20 protein-coding genes are annotated in these 21,068 nt (G+C 69.1%); 7 read left to right on the forward strand and 13 right to left on the reverse strand.

From position 1 onward, the window contains the following. Window positions 1-9: 9 nt before the first annotated feature. A complete protein-coding gene (locus tag GO308_RS09360) occupies window positions 10-879 on the reverse strand; it encodes a 3-hydroxyacyl-CoA dehydrogenase NAD-binding domain-containing protein (RefSeq protein ID WP_066482980.1) in 870 nt (289 codons plus the stop codon). Window positions 880-947: 68 nt separating this feature from the next. Here GO308_RS09360 and GO308_RS09365 point away from each other — a divergent pair, with 68 nt between their 5' ends. After that, window positions 948-1,937: a DUF1176 domain-containing protein gene (locus GO308_RS09365; protein WP_240885277.1), complete on the forward strand. Its 990-nt coding sequence runs from the start codon at window positions 948-950 to the stop codon at window positions 1,935-1,937. A 30-nt stretch (window positions 1,938-1,967) separates the two neighbouring features. Here the strand turns inward: GO308_RS09365 and egtD are convergent, their stop codons facing one another. From egtD to gluQRS, 5 genes are all read right to left on the reverse strand, one after another. After that, entirely contained in the window at window positions 1,968-2,945 is a 978-nt protein-coding gene (egtD, locus tag GO308_RS09370; protein ID WP_240885278.1) for an L-histidine N(alpha)-methyltransferase, read from the reverse strand. A gap of 1 nt (window position 2,946) precedes the next feature. Then, window positions 2,947-4,203 carry an ergothioneine biosynthesis protein EgtB gene (egtB, locus tag GO308_RS09375; RefSeq protein WP_240885279.1) on the reverse strand — a complete coding sequence of 419 codons (1,257 nt, stop codon included), beginning with the start codon at window positions 4,201-4,203 and terminating at the stop codon, window positions 2,947-2,949. Between the two features lie 72 nt (window positions 4,204-4,275). Beyond that, a complete protein-coding gene (locus tag GO308_RS09380) occupies window positions 4,276-4,842 on the reverse strand; it encodes a cob(I)yrinic acid a,c-diamide adenosyltransferase (protein WP_066482988.1) in 567 nt (188 codons plus the stop codon). A 15-nt stretch (window positions 4,843-4,857) separates the two neighbouring features. After that, the gene (locus tag GO308_RS09385; RefSeq protein ID WP_066482991.1) at window positions 4,858-5,085 is read right to left on the reverse strand and encodes a twin transmembrane helix small protein; all 228 of its coding nucleotides are present in this window, start codon (window positions 5,083-5,085) and stop codon (window positions 4,858-4,860) included. 9 nt (window positions 5,086-5,094) lie between these two features. Continuing rightward, window positions 5,095-5,970 carry a tRNA glutamyl-Q(34) synthetase GluQRS gene (gene gluQRS / locus GO308_RS09390; protein ID WP_240885280.1) on the reverse strand — a complete coding sequence of 292 codons (876 nt, stop codon included), beginning with the start codon at window positions 5,968-5,970 and terminating at the stop codon, window positions 5,095-5,097. A gap of 102 nt (window positions 5,971-6,072) precedes the next feature. Between gluQRS and GO308_RS09395 the strand changes: the two genes are divergently transcribed. The 4 genes from GO308_RS09395 (at window position 6,073) to GO308_RS09410 (ending at window position 10,926) form a co-directional block, all read left to right on the forward strand. After that, window positions 6,073-6,639 carry an HNH endonuclease gene (locus GO308_RS09395; protein WP_066482995.1) on the forward strand — a complete coding sequence of 189 codons (567 nt, stop codon included), beginning with the start codon at window positions 6,073-6,075 and terminating at the stop codon, window positions 6,637-6,639. Window positions 6,640-6,754: 115 nt separating this feature from the next. Then, a complete protein-coding gene (locus tag GO308_RS09400) occupies window positions 6,755-8,944 on the forward strand; it encodes a PBP1A family penicillin-binding protein (RefSeq protein WP_240885281.1) in 2,190 nt (729 codons plus the stop codon). 51 nt (window positions 8,945-8,995) lie between these two features. Then, window positions 8,996-9,997, forward strand: coding sequence for a beta-eliminating lyase-related protein (locus GO308_RS09405; protein ID WP_066483003.1), 1,002 nt, complete (start codon window positions 8,996-8,998; stop codon window positions 9,995-9,997). After that, on the forward strand, window positions 9,994-10,926 hold the full coding sequence (locus tag GO308_RS09410; RefSeq protein WP_066483005.1) for an EamA family transporter: 933 nt from the start codon (window positions 9,994-9,996) through the stop codon (window positions 10,924-10,926). The genes GO308_RS09405 and GO308_RS09410 overlap by 4 nt, the downstream gene beginning before the upstream one ends. Here GO308_RS09410 and GO308_RS09415 read toward each other — a convergent pair. Together GO308_RS09415 and GO308_RS09420 are read right to left on the reverse strand one after the other, a co-directional pair. Then, the gene (locus GO308_RS09415) at window positions 10,836-11,675 is read right to left on the reverse strand and encodes an NAD(P)-dependent oxidoreductase (RefSeq protein ID WP_240885282.1); all 840 of its coding nucleotides are present in this window, start codon (window positions 11,673-11,675) and stop codon (window positions 10,836-10,838) included. The genes GO308_RS09410 and GO308_RS09415 overlap by 91 nt on opposite strands. 21 nt (window positions 11,676-11,696) lie before the next feature. Further along, window positions 11,697-13,352: a M28 family metallopeptidase gene (locus GO308_RS09420; RefSeq protein ID WP_240885283.1), complete on the reverse strand. Its 1,656-nt coding sequence runs from the start codon at window positions 13,350-13,352 to the stop codon at window positions 11,697-11,699. Window positions 13,353-13,479: 127 nt separating this feature from the next. Between GO308_RS09420 and pepN the strand changes: the two genes are divergently transcribed. After that, a complete protein-coding gene (gene pepN, locus GO308_RS09425) occupies window positions 13,480-16,083 on the forward strand; it encodes an aminopeptidase N (RefSeq protein WP_240885284.1) in 2,604 nt (867 codons plus the stop codon). Between the two features lie 27 nt (window positions 16,084-16,110). On the opposite strand, the gene GO308_RS09430 is transcribed toward pepN, so the two are convergent. Beyond that, complete coding sequence (locus GO308_RS09430) at window positions 16,111-16,803, reverse strand: alpha/beta fold hydrolase (RefSeq protein ID WP_231726131.1); 693 nt, start codon at window positions 16,801-16,803, stop codon at window positions 16,111-16,113. Next, a complete protein-coding gene (locus tag GO308_RS09435) occupies window positions 16,794-17,456 on the reverse strand; it encodes a TIGR02117 family protein (RefSeq protein WP_240885285.1) in 663 nt (220 codons plus the stop codon). The genes GO308_RS09430 and GO308_RS09435 overlap by 10 nt, the downstream gene beginning before the upstream one ends. Before the next feature lie 24 nt (window positions 17,457-17,480). On the opposite strand from GO308_RS09435, the gene phhA reads away from it, so the two are divergent. Then, window positions 17,481-18,353, forward strand: coding sequence for a phenylalanine 4-monooxygenase (gene phhA, locus GO308_RS09440; protein WP_066673218.1), 873 nt, complete (start codon window positions 17,481-17,483; stop codon window positions 18,351-18,353). A 108-nt stretch (window positions 18,354-18,461) separates the two neighbouring features. On the opposite strand, the gene GO308_RS09445 is transcribed toward phhA, so the two are convergent. From GO308_RS09445 to GO308_RS09455, 3 genes are read right to left on the reverse strand one after another with little or no spacing between them, the layout of a single operon-like run. Further along, window positions 18,462-19,430 (reverse strand): 50S ribosomal protein L11 methyltransferase, encoded by a 969-nt coding sequence (locus tag GO308_RS09445; RefSeq protein WP_066483097.1) that lies wholly within the window; start codon window positions 19,428-19,430, stop codon window positions 18,462-18,464. Further along, a complete protein-coding gene (gene bla / locus GO308_RS09450) occupies window positions 19,427-20,344 on the reverse strand; it encodes a subclass B3 metallo-beta-lactamase (protein WP_240885286.1) in 918 nt (305 codons plus the stop codon). Before bla ends, GO308_RS09445 begins: the two co-directional genes overlap by 4 nt. Continuing rightward, window positions 20,334-21,035: an SDR family oxidoreductase gene (locus tag GO308_RS09455; RefSeq protein WP_240885287.1), complete on the reverse strand. Its 702-nt coding sequence runs from the start codon at window positions 21,033-21,035 to the stop codon at window positions 20,334-20,336. The genes bla and GO308_RS09455 overlap by 11 nt, the downstream gene beginning before the upstream one ends. Between the last annotated feature and the right edge of the window lie 33 nt (window positions 21,036-21,068).

The following is a 21,068-nucleotide window of genomic DNA, read 5'->3' on the forward strand; positions in this document are numbered from 1 at the left end:
TTCATCCGGTCAGCGCGTCGGCACCGGCTCCGCGCCCGAATAGTCATAGAAGCCGCGCCCGGTCTTGCGCCCGTACCAGCCGGCCTCGACATATTTGACGAGCAGCGGTGCCGGGCGGAACTTGGGATCGCCCGTGCCCTCGAACAGCACGCGGGTGATTTCGAGGCAGGTGTCGAGCCCGATGAAATCGGCCAGCGTGAACGGCCCCATCGGGTGATTGAGCCCCAGCTTGCACGCGGTATCGATGTCGGGGATCGTCGCCACGCCTTCGCCCAGCGCGAAGCACGCTTCATTGAGCATCGGCATCAGCACGCGGTTGACGATGAATCCCGGCGCGTCGTTGGCATGGACGATCGCCTTGCCAAGCGACGTGCCGAACGCCTCGACCGCCGCGACCGTCGCGTCGCTGGTTGCCAGGCCCCGGATCACCTCGATCAGCCCCATGACCGGCACGGGGTTGAAGAAATGTACGCCGATGAACCGCGCCGGATCAGGCGAGGCCTGCGCCAGCCGCGTGATCGGGATCGACGATGTGTTGCTGGCCAGGATCGCGTCCGCGCCCAGCACCTTGCCGACGCTTTCGAAGATTCGGCGCTTGATCTCCTCACGCTCGGTCGCCGCTTCGATCACCAGATCGGCGGGGGCCATCGCGTCGGCGCTGGCGACCGGCTCGATCCGGGCGAGCAGCGCCTGTGCATCGGCACTCGTCAGCTTCTCCTTCGCCACCAGCCGGTCGAGCGATTTGGCGATCCCCGCCTTCCCCGCTTCCGCACGGTCGAGCGCGACATCCGACAACAGCGTGCGATAACCCGCCGCCGCCGATACCTGGGCGATCCCCGCCCCCATCTGGCCCGCGCCGATCACGCCGATGGTCTTCATGTCCGTCTCTCCCGTTCGCTTCGCGGCCCTCCTATCGCGGCGGATGCGCTTCGGCTAGGATCGAAGCCATGATCGCGCTCTTGCTGATGCTGCTCGCCGCCGGTCCCACGCCCGGCGACCTCAAGACATTCGGCGACTGGGTCGTCGGCTGCGACAATGCGAAGCGATGTGCGGCGGTATCGCTGACCGTCGACAACGGCGTCGGCGACGCGACGATGCGGATCGAGCGCGAGCCCGGCCCCCTGGGCGATTGGACCGTGACGCTGACCCCGGACGCGGCAAAGATCGGCCGCGTCGCGGTGCGGCTGGACGGCGCGACGCTGGCCCGCGGCGAGGTCGCCGATGCCGGGCTGACGATTACCGGGGCGAGCGCCGACGCGATCGTCCGGCGCATGGTCAATGGCAAGCAGCTGACCGTCGAGCGCCTGGTCGATGGTCGGGTGTTCACCCGCGTCTCGCTGACCGGCGCGTCGGCGACGCTGCGCTATATCGACGCCGAACAGAGCCGGGTGGGCACGGTGACCGCGGTCGTGGCGCGCGGCAGTCGCCCGGCCAGCAATGTACCCAGCTCACGCCCGCTGCCGGTGGTCGTTCAGGTACGCGCGCCCCGCAGGCCGCCCGAGGCGATCGGCCCGACGCTGCGCCGCGCGATCGAGGCGCAGACCGGCTGTGCCGACGAACAGGGCGGGCCCGACCTGAATCCCGATCCCGTCCGGCTGGATGCCAAGACGACGTTGGTGCTGATCCCGTGCGGCGCGGGGGCGTATAATTTCAGCAGCGTGCCGGTGCTGGTGCGCGGCGGCAAGTTCAGCGTCGCGCCGTTCGACGTGCAGGTCGGTTTCAGCCCCGATGCCACGCTGCTGGTCAACGCCGACTGGGACGCCGATCGCGCCCGTCTGACCGAATATTCCAAGGGCCGCGGGCTCGGCGATTGCGGCACGTCGAGCGAATATGCCTGGGACGGCGACCGTTTCCGCCTGGTCGAGCAGGCCGCGATGAGCGAATGCCGCGGGTCGATCGACTGGATCACGGTGTGGCGCGCAGCGACGATCCGGTGAACGGGTCGCGCGGTTTGAACGCCTAACCCCTCACGGCGCCATCGGGCGCGGTTGCGCTTCGGCCAGGATCAACCCGAACCAGTCGCGCGCGTCGGTCCATTCGGCAACCGGGGTCCAGCCCCCTGCACGCAGCAGCGCGCGGGCATCGCGCGGACCGTATTTGTGGCTGTTTTCGGTATGGATCGACTCGCCCGCAGCGATGCTGAACGCCCGGCCATCGACGTGGAACGACACGTCGCGCAGCGCCTCCAGATGCATCTCAATGCGTGCGGCATCGTCATTCCAGATCGCGCGATGGCGAAACGCGTCGACGGGCAGGTCGCCGTCGAGTTCGCGGTTGATCCGCTCGATCAGGTTGAGGTTGAACGCCGCCGTCACCCCGCGCGCATCGTCATAGGCCGGGACCAGTATGTCGGCGGGCTTGATCCGGTCGATCCCGATCAGCAGCATCGACCCCTCGCCCAGCGAGGCGCGCATCGTGCGCAACAGGTCGACCGCGCCGAACGCGGTCAGGTTGCCGATCGTCGAACCGGGAAAGAAGCCGAGCTTGGGCAGGTCGGCGACCGGGGCGGGCAGCCGCACCGGCTGCATGAAGTTCGCCTCAACCGGGTAGACCTCGATCGCCGGAAACGCGTCGGCGAGGCCGGCGGCCGATTCACGCAGGAAGTCGCCCGAAATGTCGATCGGGACATAAGCCGCGGGAGCGATGCAGCGCAGCAGGATCGGCGTCTTGGTCGACGATCCCGATCCGAATTCGATCACGGCGCGCCCGGTGCCGACGCGGTCGCCGATGTCGGCGCACGCCGCGTCCAAGATCGCCGTTTCGGTCCGGGTCGGATAATATTCGTCGAGCGTCGTGATTGCCTCGAACAGTTCCGAACCCCGCCGGTCGTAGAACCAGCGGGCGGGAATGGCGCGCGGGCGCGCCGCCAGTCCATTGAGCACGTCGGCGCGAAAGGCGGGATCGGCGAGCGAGGCCTGACCGTCCTCGATTTCGGGCTTCAGCATGTCACAGGTCCTTGGCGAGCCGCACGCCGGTGAACTGCCAGCGTTGGTGGGGGTAGAAGAAATTGCGGTAGCTGGCGCGCAGGTGCCCCCGCGGCGTCGCGCACGATCCGCCCTTCAGCACGAACTGCCCGCTCATGAACTTGCCGTTATATTCGCCGACTGCCCCCGCCGCCGCCGTGAAGCCGGGATAGGGGCGAAAGGCACTGCCGGTCCATTCCCAGACATCGCCGAAAAATGCCGGTCCGCCGGTCGACGGCCGCGGTTCGACCGGCCCGGCCGTATCGAGCTGATTGCCGCCCAGCGGGTCCTCGTCGGCGACGGCGGCTTCCCATTCCGCCTCGGTCGGCAGCCGCGCGCCGGCCCAGCGCGCATAGGCATCGGCTTCGTAGAAGCTGACATGTGTGACCGGGGCTGCCGGGTCGATGGCGCGCCGCCCGTCCAGCCCGAAACGCGTCCACGCGTCGTCGCGCCGTTCCCAATAGAGCGGCGCCTCAACGCCCTCCGCGCGCACCCACGCCCAGCCGTCGGACAGCCAGTGCCGGGGGTCGGCATAGCCGCCATCGGCGATGAATGCCGCCCATTCGCCGTTGGTGACCGTGCGGTCGGCGATCGCATGCGCGTGGAGGAGCACCGGATGGCGCGGGCCTTCGCAATCAAAGCTGAAACCATCGCCGCCGTGCCCGACCGACGCGATGCCCGCCGGCCCCTCGATCCAGCGGATCGGCCCCGGCATCGCCACCGGAACCTTGCGCGCGCCCGGCCACACTGCCGGCTCGATCGGATTGCGCGCGAACAGGTGGAGAAGATCAGTGACCAGCAGCTCCTGATGCTGCTGCTCGTGATGGCAGCCGAGCTCGACCAGGTGGCGCGCCGCCGGCGGCAGGTCGGGAAGCGCGGCGACCAGCGCCGCATCCACCGCGGCACGATAGCCCTTGACCTCATCCAGCGTCGGGCGCGTCAACAGGCCCCTGGACGGCCGGGCATGGCGCGCGCCCTCTGCATCGTAATAGCTGTTGAACAGATAGGGGAAGCGATCGTCGTGCAGGCGATAGCCCGTGACGAAATCACGCAGCACAAAGGTTTCGAAGAACCAGGTGGTATGCGCGAGGTGCCATTTGGCGGGTGACGCGTCGTCCATCGACTGGGCGGTGGCATCCGCATCGCTCAACGGCGCGACCAGCTGGTCGCTCAGCCGCCGCACCGCCAGATAGCGTTCCGCGATCGGGGCGGCCCTTGGCCTGGCTATGGTCTTGGCCATTCACGCCTCCTTCGCTCCGCGTGTTCACTGTCTGTGTGTCAATCCGGGCGGCGGAAATCTGTCGCTACATTGCTATTGTGACGCCCCGGGCACCCACAGAACGTCGCCGTCCGCCAATTGGTTCACATGACGGGCGAAAACGAACAGAAAGTCGGACAGCCGGTTGAGATAGGTCAGCGCCAGCGGATTGAGCGGGACCGTCGCCGACGCGGCGACCGCCGTACGCTCGGCCCGTCGCGCCGTCGCCCGCGCGACATGCAGCGCCGCCGCCGCCGGGCTTCCGCCGGGCAGGATGAAGCTGGTCAGCGGGGCCAGGCCGCCATTGACGCGATCGATCGTCGATTCCAGCCACGCGATCTGGCCCGCCACGATCCGCAGCACCATGTCGCCGGGGGTGTAATCGTCGCCCGGCGTCGCCAGATCGGCGCCCAGATCGAACAGGTCGTTCTGGATGCGGCGGAGCAGCGCGAGGTCGTCCCCGGCCAGCAGGGTCGACGCGACGCCGATCAGCGAATTGACCTCGTCGACATCGCCGATCACCGCAATGCGCGGATCGGCCTTCGACACGCGGCTGCCGTCGACCAGCCCGGTCGAGCCGTCGTCGCCGGTGCGCGTATAGATGCGGTTCAGCCTGACCATGCGCGCCCGGGCCGATCAGCTCCGGCCGCTGGCGAACAGGATCAGCACGACGACGACAATCGCCAGCGCCTGAAAAAAGATGCGCTGCTGCATCATCTTGTTCGACTGGATGCTCGAGCGCGCCGGGCCCTCGCCCTTCAGCTCCGCCTCGGTGGTGCGCAGGAACGAGATGATGCCGCGCACCAGCGCCACCACCGTCGCGAGCATCGCTGCAATCAGCAGGATGATGAGGAAGGTCTGCATGCCCCCTATCTAGGCCGTCGCCAGCGCGAAACCAAGCGGAAGTCGCCCCGCGCGCAGCTTTTGGGCAAGATCGTCCAAGCGACCGTCCGCATCGCGGAAGCGGTCGAGCGTCGGCGCGCCGTCGCGCTTGGCGAGCCGCCGACCGTCGGCCGAGACGATCAGCGGGTGATGGTGATAGCGCGGCACGGCCAGCCCGAGCAGCGCCTGGAGCAGGCGGTGGACATGCGTGGCGGCGAACAGGTCACGCCCGCGCACCACGTCGCTCACGCCCTGTGCGGCATCGTCGACGGTCACGGCCAGGTGATAGCTGGCCGGCGCGTCCTTGCGCGCCAGCACCACGTCGCCATGCCCGAGCGGATCGGCGCGGATCGTGCCGGCAGTCGCGTCGTGCCAGTCGAGCGGCCCCACGCGGGCGACCGCGGCCGCCATGTCCAGCCGCCAGCTATGCGGATCGCGCGCCAGCCGTTCGGCGCGCAATCCGGGCGGCAGCGCGCGGCAGGTGCCGGGATAGACCGGTCCGTCGGGCCCGTGCGGCGCGCTCAGGCTGGCCGCCACCTCGCGCGCGATGTCGGCGCGGGTGCAGAAACAGGGATAGAGCAGCCCCGCATCGCGCAGCTGGTCGAGCGCGGCCGCGTAGGCATCGAGCCGGCGCGACTGATGCCAGACCGGCCCGTCCCAGCCGAGCCCGAGCGCGGCGAGGTCGGCGAGGATCGCGTCGACATGTTCCGGCCGGCTGCGCGTCGCGTCGATATCCTCGATCCGGACAAGGAAGCGCCCCCCCGCCGCGCGCGCCAGATCGTGCGCGCGCACCGCCGACAAGGCGTGGCCGAGATGCAGCCGCCCGGTCGGCGACGGCGCGAAGCGGCTGACGATCGGTTCGCTCATCTGTCGCTCAACATGGCCCTTGACCGCGAGTCGCTGCACATGCTGTCATACGCGCGTCATCCTTCTTGGCGAAAGGCGGGGAGGATAAGGGAAGGGAGCCCGATGTATCATCCCGATCTGATCCGGCACCCCGACGGGTGCCCCGCGCTCGTCCTGAACGCGGACTATACACCGCTCAGCTACTATCCGCTGAGCGTGTGGCCGTGGCAGACCGCGATCAAGGCGGTGTTCCTGGATCGTGTCGACATCGTGTCCTACTATGAACGCGAGGTCCGAAGTCCCACCGCGAGGCTGAAGCTGCCTTCAGTCATCGCGCTCAAGCAATATGTCAAACCTTCCCAATTCCCCGCCTTCACCCGCTTCAACCTGTTCCTTCGCGACAAGTTCGCCTGCCAATATTGTGGCCATCCCAAGGAACTGACCTTCGACCACGTCGTCCCGCGCGCCCAGGGGGGCCGCACCACCTGGGAAAACGTCGTCACCGCCTGCGCGCCGTGCAACCTGAAGAAGGGCGGCCGCACCCCCAAACAGGCCGCCATGCCGCTCCACATCGCGCCCATCCGCCCGACCAGCTGGCAGCTTCAGGAACATGGCCGGCGCTTCCCGCCCAACCACCTCCACGAAACCTGGCGCGACTGGCTCTACTGGGACGTCGAGCTGGAGGCTTGAAACCGGCTGTCGGGCGCGCCTGCCGGCATTTGCGATGCGGGCACGCTGATCCCGTTCAACGCGCGAGGCCACGGTGCTTGTCGGCACTGTCCTATCGGGTTAATACAGCAGCCCGATGAAAGCGACGCTGGATCACCCGTTGGACAATGTGAAGGGCGCGCGCGAGGGCGTCGCGAAGATCCTGCGCACGCTGGGCGATGAGCGTCCCGAAGCGCCGCCGCCGTCCGCGCCGCCGCCCCCGTCGCCACCTCGGTCCGGCGGGACACCGCCCCCGCCGCCGTCCGACGAGCCGCCGCCGCTTCCCGCGCGCTGGCGGCCCAGCCGGATGCGCTGGATTGCGCGCGGGCTGGGCGCGGTGGCGGTGCTGTTCGTCGTGCTGGTCGCGTGGCTGGCGCTGACCGCTCCGCTTTCCAAGTCGCTCGAGCCGCCGGCATCGCCGTCCATCACGCTCGTATCAGCCGAAGGCACGCCGATCGCGCGCAACGGCGCGATCATCGGCGATCCCGTCGACGCCGAAACCCTGCCCGCGCATGTCCGCGATGCCTTTCTGGCGATCGAGGACCGCCGCTTCTACGGACATTGGGGGGTCGACCCACGCGGCATCGCGCGCGCCGCCTTTCACAACATGGTCAGCGACGGACGTTCGCAGGGCGGCAGTACCATCACCCAGCAGCTGGCGAAGAACGCGTTCCTCAATTCCGACCGCACCTTCGGCCGCAAGCTGCGCGAAGTGGCGATCGCCTTCTGGCTGGAGGCGTGGCTGAGCAAGAACGCGATCCTGTCGCGCTATCTGTCGAACGTCTATTTCGGCGACAATGTCTATGGCCTCGATGCCGCCGCCGACCATTATTTCAGCCGCGATCCCGAAGAGCTGACGATCGCGCAGGCGGCGATGCTCGCCGGGCTGGTCAAGGCGCCGTCGCGGCTCGCCCCGACCGGCAACCTGAAGGGCGCGCGCGACCGCCAGAAGCTGGTGGTTGCCGCAATGGTCGATGCCGGTTTCCTGGGCGCGGACGAGGCCGAGGATGTCCGCCCCGCCCGGCTGAAGGTCAACCGGATCAAGGCGCTGCCGTCGGGCACCTATTTCGCCGACTGGGTGATGCCCGCCGCGCGCGACCGCGCGGGCGGCATCGACAATGACGGGCGCATCGAAACCACTTTGGAGATCAAGGCGCAGCGCGCCGCCGAGCGCGCGGTGCGCGGTGCGGGCCTGCGCGAGGCACAGGTCGCGATCGTCGCGATGCGCCCCGACGGGCGGGTGATCGCCATGGTCGGCGGCAAGGATTATGCGAAGAACCAGTTCAACCGCGCGACGTCGGCCTCGCGTCAGCCGGGATCGACCTTCAAGCTGTTCGTCTATCTGGCCGCCCTGCGCGCAGGCATGACGCCCGATACGATCGTCGACGATTCGCCGGTCGAGATCGCGGGCTGGGCACCGCGCAACAATGACGGGCGCTATCGCGGCGACATCACCCTGCGCACCGCCTTCGCGGTGTCGAGCAACGTCGTCGCCGCGCGCCTGACCCAGCAGGTCGGTCCGCGCGCGGTGATCCGCGCCGCGCGCGACCTGGGCATCTCGACCCCGATCGATCCGGAGGCGTCGATCGCGCTTGGCACGCCGTCGGTGTCGCTGCTGGAGCTGACCGCCGCCTATGCCGCGATTGCCGCGGGCGAGGCGCCGGTCCGCCCGCGCGGGTTGAAACAGGTCGACGAACCAGGCTGGCTGGAGCGGCTGGGCGGCGGCACGCGGCGGTTGGGCGAGCGCGAGCTGGCGCAGATGCGCGAGCTTCTCGCCGCATCGGTGTCCGGCGGGACGAGCCGCCAGGCGGCGCTGCCCATCCAGGTCTATGGCAAGACCGGCACGACCCAGGACAGTCGCGACGCGCTGTTCGTCGGCTATGCCGGCGGCATCGTCACCGGCGTTTGGCTGGGGAATGACGACAACACCCCCAATGCCGGGCTGACCGGCGGCGGCCTGCCTGCGCGCATCTGGCGGGCATTCATGTCCGACGTGATCGATGTCGGCGCGTATCCCGAGGAGGCGATCGAGGTCGACGAGGCGATCGAAAATGCGATCGACGCGGGCATCGACAACGGCACGCTGTTCGACGCCGAACTGGACGACGGCACCGGGATCACGATCACCAGCGAAGGCGGCGTGACGCTGCGCAACGGCGACGGGGAGATTCCGATCGTGCCGCCATCGCGCGAAGGCAATCCATTGCGTCTCGAGCGTTTTTCCGGACCCGGCGAGCGGCGCGGCGATCCACCGCCCGAACCCGACGACAGCAACCCGCCGCAATAGCGCAACCCGCCAGCATTGACGCTGCGCGCGCAGGGCGTAAGGCGGCGGCCGATGCGCTTCTTTTCAGATAATGCTGCGCCGGTGTCACCGCAGGTGATGGCGGCATTGGCCGATGCCGACCGGCTCGATACCGCCTATGACGGTGACGGCTGGAGCCGCCAGCTCGACCATCGCTTTTCCGAACTGTTCGAAACGCGGGTCGAGGTGCTGTGGGTGGCCACCGGCACCGCTGCCAACGCACTCGCGCTCGCCGCATTGTGCCCGCCCCACGGCGCGGTTCTGTGCCACCACGACGCGCATATCCAGAACGACGAATGCGGCGCGCCCGAATTCTACATGCACGGCGCGAAGCTGATGCTGGTCGACGGGGTCGGTGCCAAGATGACCGCGGCGACGCTGGCCGACCGGCTGGCGACGATCCGCGACGACGTGCATCAGGTTCAGCCGCACGCGGTGTCGATCACCAACGCGACCGAATATGGCCTGACCTATCGCCCCGATGAAGTGGCCGCGATCGGCACGCTCGCCCGCGCGCGCGGCCTGTCGCTGCACATGGACGGTGCGCGCTTCGCCAATGCGCTCGCCTTTGCCGGCTGCACGCCCGCGGAAATGACATGGAAAAGCGGCGTCGACGCGCTCAGCTTCGGCTTCGTCAAGAATGGCGGCATGTCGGCGGAGGCGCTGGTCTTCTTTCGCGAGGGCCTCGCCGACGCGACGCGCTATCGCCGCAAGCGCGCCGGGCACCTGTTGTCCAAGGGCCGCTATCTGGCCGCGCAGATCCTGGCGCTGCTCGACGACGATCTGTGGCTCGCCAACGCGCGCACCGCCAATGCCGCCGCCGCGATGCTGGCGACCGCGGTTCCCGACCGCCTGGTCCACCCGGTCGAGGCGAACGAGGTGTTCGTGCGGATGACGCCCGACGAAGCGGCCGCGCTGCGCCGCGACGGTTTCGATTTCTACGACTGGGGACCGGACGAGGCACGCTTCGTGTTCAGCTGGCACCATCGCGAAGACGCCATCCGGCCGCTCGCCGACGCGCTGGCGCGATTATGACCGCGCCCGGGCCGCCGGTCGCGCCGCCGCCGCAATCGACGCGGCTGGCGGTCCTGATCCCGTTCGCGGTCATCACGCTGATCTGGGGTTCGACCTGGATCGTCATCCGCGACCAGCTCGGCACCGTGCCGCCCAGCTGGTCGGTCGCGTATCGCTTCGGCATCGGCGGCGCGGTGATGCTGGTCTGGGCGGCGTGGCGCGGCGAGCTCGTGCGGCTCGACGCCCGCGGCTGGGCGTTCGCGTCGACGCTGGGCACCGCGCAGTTCGTGCTCAATTTCAACTTCGTCTACCGCGCCGAACAATATGTCACGTCGGGACTGGTCGCGGTGGTGTTCGCGCTGCTGCTCGTCCCCAATGCCATCCTGGCGCGACTCTTTCTGGGTCAGCGCATGGGCGGGCAGCTGCTCGCCGGATCGGTCGTCGCGATGGCGGGCGTCGCCCTGCTGTTCATCCATGAAGCGCGCGTCGATCCGACCGCGACCGGCGCGGTCGTGACCGGGGTTGGCTTGACGCTGATGGGCGTCCTGTCCGCCTCGACCGCCAATGTGATGCAGGCCACCCGGCTGTCGCGCGCCTATCCGATGTCGCTGATCGTCAGCGTCGCGATGCTGGTGGGCGCGGGGGTCAACGTGCTCTTCGCGCTGATGACCGTCGGCGCGCCTGTATTCGACTGGCGGCCCAGCTACATCCTCGGCGTGCTCTATCTCGGCATCGTCGCCTCGGCGCTGGCCTTCACGCTCTATTTCGGCCTCATCCGCACGATCGGCCCGGCCAAGGCGGCCTATTCGAGCGTGATCATCCCGGTGATCGCGATGCTGCTGTCGACCGTGTTCGAGGGCTATCGCTGGTCGGCGCTTGCCGTCGCGGGCGGCGCGCTGGCGATGATCGGGCTGGTCATTGCGTTGAGGGCGCGCAGGCCGAACCGGTAGTCCGGGTAAAGCGGCCGCCAGCCCAGCACCCGCCGTGCACGCCCGTTGGCGATCCGGCGATTCTCGGCATAGAAATCGCGTGCCATCGGCCCGAGCTGCGCCGCCTCCAGCGTCTGGAGCGGCGGCAACGGCGCGCCCAGCAGGCGACAGGCATAGGCGATCACGTCGTTCTGGCTGGCGGGCAGGTCGTCCGCGAGGTTGTAGACGCCGGCGGGTGCAGCGAACCCGGCGACCACGCCGCGCGCGATATCGTCGACATGGATGCGGCTGAACACCTGTCCGGGCAGGTCGATGCGCGTCGCCCGGCCGTCGCGCACCCGGTCGAGCGCGGAGCGGCCGGGGCCATAGATGCCGGGCAGCCGGAACACCCGCGCCCCGATCGCGCGCCACGCCGCGTCGGCCGCCGCGCGCTCGGTCCGCCGCCCGCCGCCGGTCGGCGCGGTCTCGTCGACCCAGGCACCGCCGGTGTCGCCATAAACGCCCGTCGCCGACAGATAGCCGACCCAGCCCGGATGCTCGCGCAGCGCGTCGCCATGGCGCGTCAGCACGGGATCCTCGCCCTCCGGAGGTACCGAAGAAAGGACGTGCGTCGCATTCGCCAGTTCGAAGGCGACCCGGTCGCGATCGTCGAACGCGATCGTGCCGTCACGCTGCGAGCGGCTCGTCCCGACGACGCGCGCACCCTGGGCTTCGGCCAGGGCGGCGATACGCTTCGCCGCGTAGCCGAGCCCGAAGATCAGCAGCCGCACGACGCGCCCGCCCCGACGCGGCTATTGCGCGCCGTAACCGCCGTAGAGCGTGCCGAAAAAGTCGCCCTTGTTCCAGGCCGGGCGCTGATCGGCATCGGCGATCGCGCGCGCAATCGCGTAGTTCGCCTCGATGAAGCGAACGCCCGACTGCCAGTTGATCGGCAGCGAGACCTCGTCCGACGCCTGGTGGTAATGCTTGGCAAAGAACTCCTCGACCGCCGCCTTGCCGGCGCCCTTCTGCCCCGGCCACAGGAAGACCGACGGCACGCCCTGCTGGACGAAGCGATAATGGTCCGAACGCGTGAAGATGCCCTGGTCGGGCATCGGATCGGGCGAGAAGGGCACGCCCAGATCGCCGACTGCCTTGCGCACGATCGGCCCCAGCGTCGAACGGTCCGCGCCGAACGCGATCATATCCTCGAACGCATAGGTCAGGATCGGCATGTCAAGATTGACGTCGGCGACGATGTCCTCCTTGGGCACCGACGGATTGCGCGCGAAATAGTCGGAGCCGACCAGGCCCTTTTCCTCGGCGGTCACCGCCAGGAACAGGATCGAGCGCCGTGGCGGCGTGCCCGACATCTTGAACCGTCGCGCTTCCTCGATCAGCGAAGCGATGCCGACCGAATTGTCCATCGCGCCGTTATAGATGGTGTCGCCATCCTTGCCCTTGCCGATGCCGACATGGTCGAGATGCGCGGACAGGACGACGATTTCGTCCTTCACCGCGGGGTCGCTGCCCGGCAGCAGCGCGGCGACATTATAGCTCGTGATCGGCTTGCGCGCCGTCTTGAGCGTCACGGCAAGGCGCGTCGGCAGCTCGACCGGCGTGAACTTGGCCCCGTCGGTCTCGGCACGCTTGGCGAGGTCGGCCCATTTGACCTTGGCACCGGCGAACAGCTTCTCCGCACCCGCCAGGCTGAGCGCCCCGACCCCCGGGGTGCGGGGCGCGGGCACGTAGCCCGTGCCATCCGGGTGCGCCCAGGTCATGCGCGCGCTGTCCCAGCTGTCGACCGAGCGGCTGAACGGGCGCACCTTCGCGGTGATCGGCGACTCGAGGATGATGACGCCCACCGCCCCCTTGGTCGCGGCATAGGCGATCTTGTTGCCGTTGTTGCCGAAATGGGCGCGCTCCTCGCCGGGAAAGGCCCGCGGCGCGCCACCGAAAAAGGCGACGATCTTGCCCTTCACGTCGACCGATCCATAATCCTTGCGGCCGAACTGCGGCGCGTCGATGCCGTAACCGACAAAGACGACCGGCGCGTCGACGCGGGTCACGTCGCGGCTGGGGTCGGCACCCGGCAGGTAATCGGTGCCGAACTCAAGGGTCTCGCTCTTCCCCCCACGGGTCAGGACGAAGCTGCCCTTGTCGACCGGCGTGTAGCTGAGCAGCGGCACCTTTTGCAGGAAGCTGCCCTTGTCGCCCGCGGGCTTCAGCCCCTGGGCATAGAATTGCGATGCGACATATTCGGCCGCGATCTCATATTCGGGCGTCCCCGCTTCGCGGCCCTTGAGCGCGTCGGACGCCAGAAACATCACATGGCTGCGCATCAGCGCCTGTTCGGGCGTCAGCTCGGCCTCCGCCGCGGCGGTCGCGGCCGGCGCGGGCGCCGTTTCCTGGGCAAGCAGCGGCGCGGACGACGCGAGCAACACGGCAGCAATCGAGAAACGGAACATTGGCATCCTCATCAAAGCGGGCATAAAGGACTGCTAGCAGCGTCCGGCCGGTTTTCGCAAACGGTCGAACGCAAATTCATGCATTCCGCACTATCGGCCCAGTGCTGTTCGATCCGGACCCCAGATCATGCTCGATGTCCAATATGCCGCAACGCCCCCCGAAGTGACGCGGCTCGATGCCTATCGCCCGCCCGACTGGCAGGTGACCATGGTCGATCTGGCGTTCGAGCTGGCCGCCGATCGCACCGTCGTCACCGCACGGCTTTCGGTCGAGCGCGCGGGCACGCACGACCGGCCGCTGCGCCTCGACCATGACGGCCTGACGCCGCTTGCGATCGCGGTCGACGGCGTCGCGTGCGACGCGGCGGCGTGGACGCTGGACGCGACTCAGCTGACCATCCGCCTGCCGGGCGCGGCGCACGTCGTCGAAACCCGTGTCGAACTGGCCCCGGGGCGCAACACCCAGCTGATGGGCCTCTATGCCTCGGGCGGCATCCTGTGCACGCAATGCGAGGCCGAGGGGTTCCGCCGCATCACCTTCTTCCCCGATCGGCCCGACGTGCTCAGCCGCTACCGCGTGCGGATGGAAGCCGACAAGCGCCGCTACCCGATCCTGCTCGCCAATGGCGATCCGGTCGCGGCGGGCGACCTGCCCGACGGTCGCCACTTCGCCGAATGGAACGACCCCTTCCCCAAGCCGAGCTATCTGTTCGCGATGGTCGCCGGCGACCTTGCCGCCAACCGGGCGACGTTCACGACAATGCGCGGGCGCGAGGTCCAGCTCGCCATCTGGGTGCGCGAAAAGGACCTGGGCAAGACCGATCACGCGCTCCACGCGCTCAGGACTGCGATGGCGTGGGACGAGCGCGTCTATGGCCGCGAATACGACTTGGACGTGTTCAACATCGTCGCGGTCGACGACTTCAATTTCGGGGCGATGGAGAACAAGGGGCTGAATATCTTCAACAGCCGCTACATCCTCGCCGATCCCGACACCGCGACCGATTACGATTATGACGCGGTGTCGGCGGTGGTCGCGCACGAATATTTCCACAACTGGTCGGGCAACCGGGTCACCTGCCGCGACTGGTTCCAGCTCAGCCTCAAGGAAGGCTTCACCGTCTTTCGCGACCAGAGCTTTTCCGCCGACCAGGGTTCGGCCGCGGTCAAGCGGATCGAGGATGTCCGATCGTTGCGCGCGGCGCAGTTTCCCGAGGATGCCGGGCCGCTCGCCCATCCAGTGCGCCCGGAATCCTATATCGAGATCTCGAATTTCTACACCGCGACGATCTATGGCAAGGGCGCGGAAGTCATCCGGATGATGGCGACCATCCTGGGACCGGAGAAATTCCGTGCCGCCACCGACCTGTATTTCGACCGTTTCGACGGCACCGCCGCGACGTGCGAGGATTTCGTCGCCTGCATGGAGGAAGCGAGCGGCATCGACCTGAGCCGCTTTCGCCTGTGGTATTCGCAGGCCGGGACCCCGCGGCTGAAGGCACGGATCGCGCATGATCCCGACGCCCGGCGCGCGACGTTGACGCTTGAACAGACGGTGCCGCCGACACCGGGCCAGCCGGTCAAGCAACCCATGCTGCTGCCGCTCCGGCTGAAGCTGTTCGGGGCCCGGAGCGGCGCGACGCTGGCCGACGAGCAGCTGGTGCTGATGGACGAAGCCACGCTCGATCTCGCCTTCGACGACGTCGGCGAGCCGCCGGTGCTGTCGATCAATCGCGGTTTTTCCGCGCCGATCATCGTCGAGACCAATCGCACCGCCGACGACCTCGTGTTCCTGTCCGCGCACGACGACGATCCGTTCGCCCGCTATGAAGCGATGCAGCAGCTGATGCTCGACACGCTGGTCGCGGCGGTGACGCGCGGCCAGGCCGGGCATCAGCCGGTGATCGACGCGATCGCCAAGACGCTGGCCGACCCCGCGCTCGATCCGGCCTTCATCGCGGAGGCGGTGCTGCTGCCGTCGGACAGCTTTATCGGCGATCAGCTGGAGGTGGTCGATCCCGATGCGATCTTTCGCGCGCGCGAGGCGTTGCGGCGCGATATCGGTCGCCAGCTCGAGGGCCAGTGGCGCGACGCCTATGCCGCAACGCGCGCCGATCGCTTCGAATATTCGCCCGCGGCGAAGGGCGCACGGCGGCTGCGCTCGGTGGCGCTCGGCTATATCAGTGCCGCGGGCGCGCCCGACGCCGCCAGCCTGGCCTTTGTGCAGTTCGAGCAGGCGGACAACATGACCGACCGCCAGGGCGCGCTGACCACGCTGGCGAGCAGCCTGTCGGACAAGCGCGTCGCCGCGCTCGACATCTTCTACCAGCGCTATCGCGACAATGCGCTGGTGCTCGACAAATGGTTCTCGACCCAGGCGCTGTCGACGCGCGACGACACGCTCGACCTGGTGCTCGAACTTGCCCGCCACCGCGATTTCACGCTGGCCAACCCCAATCGCGCCCGCGCACTGGTCGGCGCGTTCGGGGTCAATCAGCGCGCCTTCCATGCGGCCGACGGGCGCGGCTATCGCTTCGTCGCCGACCAGCTGCTCGCGCTCGACAAGCTCAATCCCCAGACCGCGGCCAAGCTGCTGCCCCCACTCGGCCGGTGGCGGCGCTTCGATCCTGCGCGCGCGCAGCTGATGCGCGCGGAACTGGCGCGCATCCTGGCGACGCCGGGGCTGAGCAAGGACATGATCGAGCAGGCGAGCAAGAGCCTCGCCGACTGACGCGGGGCGCTGAACGACTGCGGGCCGTTACAGCGCCGCCAGCCCGCGCGCGACCGCGCGCAGCGTCGCCGGGTTGAACTGGACCCAGATATGGCTGCTCGCGATTTCGGCGTGCGGCTGGGCGGGATCGTGGCAGATGGCGCCGTTGACCAGGCCGTCGCGCGCGCTCCAGATCGCCAGCGTCGGCACCGGCGGCACCCGCGCGGCCTGTTCGCCGAACGCACGGACCGCCGGATCATCGATCCGTGCCCCCGACAGCATTTCATAGGCGCGCCAGACATTGGTCGCGGTCGGCGGGCCAGCGAAGGGCGCGCTGATCGTCACCACGCCGCGCACCTCGTCCGGATGCCGATGCGCGACGATCCGCGCCATGATCCCGCCGAGCGAGACGCCGATCAGGGTCACCGGCCGGCCGGTTTCACGGTGGACGTCGGCAACGCGCGCGAACAAGCGGTCACCCTGCGCGCCGATCGTGCGCTGGCCAAGGTTGCGCCCCAGCCCCCACCCGCGCGCATCATAGCCGATCGCGCACAGATAGCGCCGCAAGGCCACATTCGACCGATCGGAATTGAACAGGCCGGGCAGGATCAGCACCGGACGCCCGTCGCCCGGGGGCACGCGCTTCAGGTCGCGCCAGGCAAAGGGCAGCCGTGCCATCTGTCCCGCCGCGCGCGGCAGCTCGCCCGCCAGGAGGCGCAGCGGCGGCGGCCCTAGAACCACCACATCACCCCGAAGGAAAGCGGCGTCCAGCGGCCGACGCGCACGCCCGCCCTGCGCAGCATTCCGGCCGTCCAGGCGTTGCAGGTGCGGATCGCGTCATAATGGCCGCGCGCCGGGTGGAACACGTCATGGCCCGCATAGCCCGATGCCGCCGCGCCCGGCGCGAACTGGTCGCGCAGCGCCGCCTGCAAGCGGGCGAACTCGGCCGGCCGCAACGTGACCGCACGCACCGAACGCCCCGCGACCGGCGCGGCGATATGTTCGACATGGAGCACGGTGCGGTCGCTGCCGACCAGCGCCGCGAGCGCGGTTGCGGGGCTGAGATCGCGCCAGGTCGGCGTGTCGATATAGAAGGCGCGGTCGCCCCAGCCGATCGCCAGCCAGGGATGGGCGAGATGACGGCGATCGCGCACCCCCTGGCCCGCCAGGATCACGCGCCATTCGGGGCCTAGCGCGGCCTTCGGCACCGCGATGCCGGTGTGCACGCCATTGTCCTCGATGAAGATGCGCACCCCGGTCGCGGGCGCGCGCCACCCGGCATTGGCGGGCAGGATCGATCCGCCCAGCGCGGCGATCAGATAGGCGAGCGGCAGCAGCGCGATCAGGCCGAACCCGCGCGCCAGTCCGCGCAACATCGTCCGATTTCGTTTCATTCCCGGCCATGCTATCCCGTTCGCATGGCCAGCGATACACACGTCTTTGCCGCGCCGCCGCCGGGCGCGGCCGCCGACTGGACGATCCCGCAGGACTGGGATCGTTTCAGCGACGCCGAACATGGCGTGTGGGACACGCTGTTCGAACGCCAATCGGCGCTGTTGCCGGGCCGTGCGTCCGACGCGTTCCTGCGCGGCATCGACGTGCTGCGCCTGTCGCGTCCGGGCATCCCGGATTTCGCCGAACTGTCCGCGCGGTTGATGGACCTGACCGGGTGGCAGGTGGTGGCGGTGCCCGGGCTCGTCCCCGATGACGTGTTTTTCGATCACCTCGCCAACCGCCGTTTTGTCGCGGGCAACTTCATCCGCCGCGCCGACCAGCTCGACTATCTCCAGGAACCCGACGTGTTCCACGACGTGTTCGGCCATGTGCCGATGCTCGCCGATCCGGTGTTCGCCGACTATATGGCGGCCTATGGGCGCGGCGGCCTGCGCGCGCTGGAATACGGGTCGCTGAAACAGCTGGCGCGGCTATACTGGTACACGGTCGAATTCGGACTGATTGAGGAGGCGGGTGCCCTGCGCATCTATGGCGCGGGTATCGTGTCGAGCGCGTCGGAAAGCCGCTTCGCGCTGGAGGATCCGAGCCCCAACCGCATCGGCTTCGACCTGAAGCGGGTGATGCGCACCGACTATCGGATCGACGATTTCCAGCAGAATTACTTCGTCATCCCAAGCTTCGACGAATTGCTCCGCGTGACGGTCGAGACCGATTTCGCGCCGCTCTATGCCGAACTCGCCACCCTGCCCGACATCGCCATCGCCGACATCCTGGCCGAAGACCGCGTCATCACCCGCGGGACCCAGGAATATGCGCTGGCCCGCGCGGCGGAATGAACGCGCGTCAAGGGCGGGCCAATGCCATCGGGCAGATTCGGCCGACACCCCGGCACGAGGCATGGGTGTCGGGTAAATTGAACTGCTTACGTAACCCGATCCGCCCGCTCACCAGCTCCCATAGCCCGGCGCTTCGCTCGGCACCGCCGGCCCCAGCCGGGTCGCGGCGCGCCAGCCGTGGCGCGGGCGCTTGACCAGTCGCAGCACCGGCCAGTCGCCATCGCCGCGCCGTGCCGCCAGCCGCAGCCCCTGGCGGCGATAGGCGTGCGCCACCGCACCGGCCTGCGCATCGAGCAACCCGGCGAGGATCAGCGTCCCGCCGGGCGCCAGCGCGGCCGCCAGCGCTGGCGCAAGGTCGATCAGCGGACCCGCCAGGATATTGGCGATGATCAGATCATAGGGCGCACGCGCCACCAGCATGGCATGGTCGATCCCCGGCGCGACGGCGAGCGCGATCCGCCCGCGCTCGCTTCCCAGCGGCACGCGGTTGATCGCGGCATTGTCGCGCACCACGCCGATCGAAACGGGATCGATGTCCGACGCCGCGACATAGGCCGCCGGCCACAAATGCCGCGCGGCAAAGGCGAGCAGGCCCGTCCCGGTGCCGACATCGACGATGTTGCGGAACACGCAGCCCCGGCGTTTGAGTCGGTCGAGCTCGGCCAGGCACCCCGCGGTCGTCGCATGCCCGCCGGTGCCGAAGGCGAGGCCGGCGTCGATGCGCAACGCGACCGCACCCGGCGGGACGGTGCCGCGATTGGTTTCGGTGTGGACATAGAATCGCCCGGTATGGACCGGTTCGATCCCCGCCTGGCTCAGCGTCACCCAGTCGGTCTCCTCGACCCGCTCCAGCGCCGGGGGCGCCGTGGCCGAGCTTGGGGCGAGCGCGCGGACCGCCGCGATCGCGGTGCGGCCGGGCCTGGTCTCGAAATAGGCGTCGATCTGCCACGCCATGGGATCGTCGACGACGCGCTCGCTGGTCATCAGCACGGGCACCGGGTCGATCAGCGCCACCGCCTCCAGATCGATCGCCTCCGCCTCCGCGCGCGTACATCCCAAAGTGAGCTTCCAGCTCATCGCGCGCGCGCCTGCGCCTCGGTCGCCAGTCGCGCCGCGAGCCGCTGGCGCGCAGCGTCGGCATAGCGGGCGCATGCGCCGCGATCGACGAGCGGCGCGCTTCCCGCCAGCCGGGGGTAGAGGTCGCTTGCGCTCGGATGCGGGGTGATCAGCACGTCGCACGGCAGCCCGGCGACACGGTCGATCGCGGCACGGAACGCGGCGACCACCTCCGGATGGTCCGAATACCGGTAATCGTCGGCGGCGTAGGCGGTCAGGCTGTCGGCATAGACGAAGTCGAGGCAACGCGCACCGTCGCAGCTGCGCCACGACCAGCTCGTCGATCCCGGCGTATGCCCCGGCGTCGCGTGCGCGGTCAGCGCGATCGGGCCGACCCGGACGACATCGCCGTCAGCGATCGTGCCGTCGACCGGCGTGCCGGGAAAGGGATCGTTGAGGCCGAGCTGCGGGTCGCCCGGCTGAGCGCGCCCGGTTTCGATCGCGGCACGCGCGGGCGCGCGCACCCGCAGCTGCGCCCCGGTCAGCCGGCGCAGCTCGGCAAGCCCGCCGGCATGGTCGTTATGCTCATGGCCGTTCAACAGGATGCGCACGTCGCCGGGGCGGAAGCCCAGACGCGCGATATTGTCGGCGATGCCGACGGCGGCGCGATCGGTTGCCCCGTCGATCAGGACATGGCCGGCGTCGGAGGTGACGAGCAGCGCGACGATGCCGCACGTCCCGACCAGATAGACATTGGCGTGGACGCGCGCCGGCGGGGCCGGGTCGCTCCAGCCATCGCGATCCCGGCACGCGGCCGCGAGCGCGGCGCCGGTAAAGGGGCTTGCCGCCTGTGCGGGCGCGGGCGGAGAAACGGGCGCGTCCGCAGGCGCGCAGCCGGCGAGCGCCAGACCCGCCAGCAGCCCCCTAACGGACATAGCTCGCCCCGTTGGCGTCGAGCACCGCGCCGGTCATCGACTCGGGCGCGTCGAGCGCACAGAAGCGCGCGATCGCGGCAATTTCGTCGGGGGTCGCGACGCGGCCGAGCGGGATATCGGCGAGCAATTTGTCGCCGCCGCGGCTGGCCAGATACTCCTCGGCCATCCCCGTCATCGTGAAGCCGGGGCAGATGGCGAAGGCAAGGATGCCCTCGCCCGAATAGGCGCGCGCGATCGACTTGGTCATCGCCACCATCCCCGCTTTCGACGCCGCATAATGCCAGTGCGCCGGGCTGTCGCCGCGATAGGCGGCGCGGCTGGCGATGTTGACGATCCGCCCGCCCCGCCCGCGCGCCTGCCAGTGCCGCACCGCCAGCCGGCACAGCTCGGCCGACGCGGTCAGGTTGATCCGCATCGTGCGTTCCCACCCCGCCACCCAGTCGTCATGGTCGAGGTCGATCGCCGCGGCTTCGAACACGCCGGCGTTGTTGACCAACACATCGATGTCGCCGCCGAGCGCGTCGATGGCACGCGCCCACAGGTCGCGGGGGGCGGCCGGGTCGGCCAGGTCGGCGGCGATGCCGCTCGCGGTGCCGTGTCCGACCACGGTCGCGCCGGCGCGGTCCAGCGCTGCGAGGATCGCGGAACCGATGCCGCGACTGGTGCCAGTGACGAGAATCTTGAGGCTCATGCCGCGGGGCTTAGCCCGCGGCACCGCGGCGCG

Origin of the sequence: Sphingomonas sp. SFZ2018-12 (assembly GCF_022496715.1) — a bacterium.
GTDB lineage: Bacteria > Pseudomonadota > Alphaproteobacteria > Sphingomonadales > Sphingomonadaceae > Sphingomonas.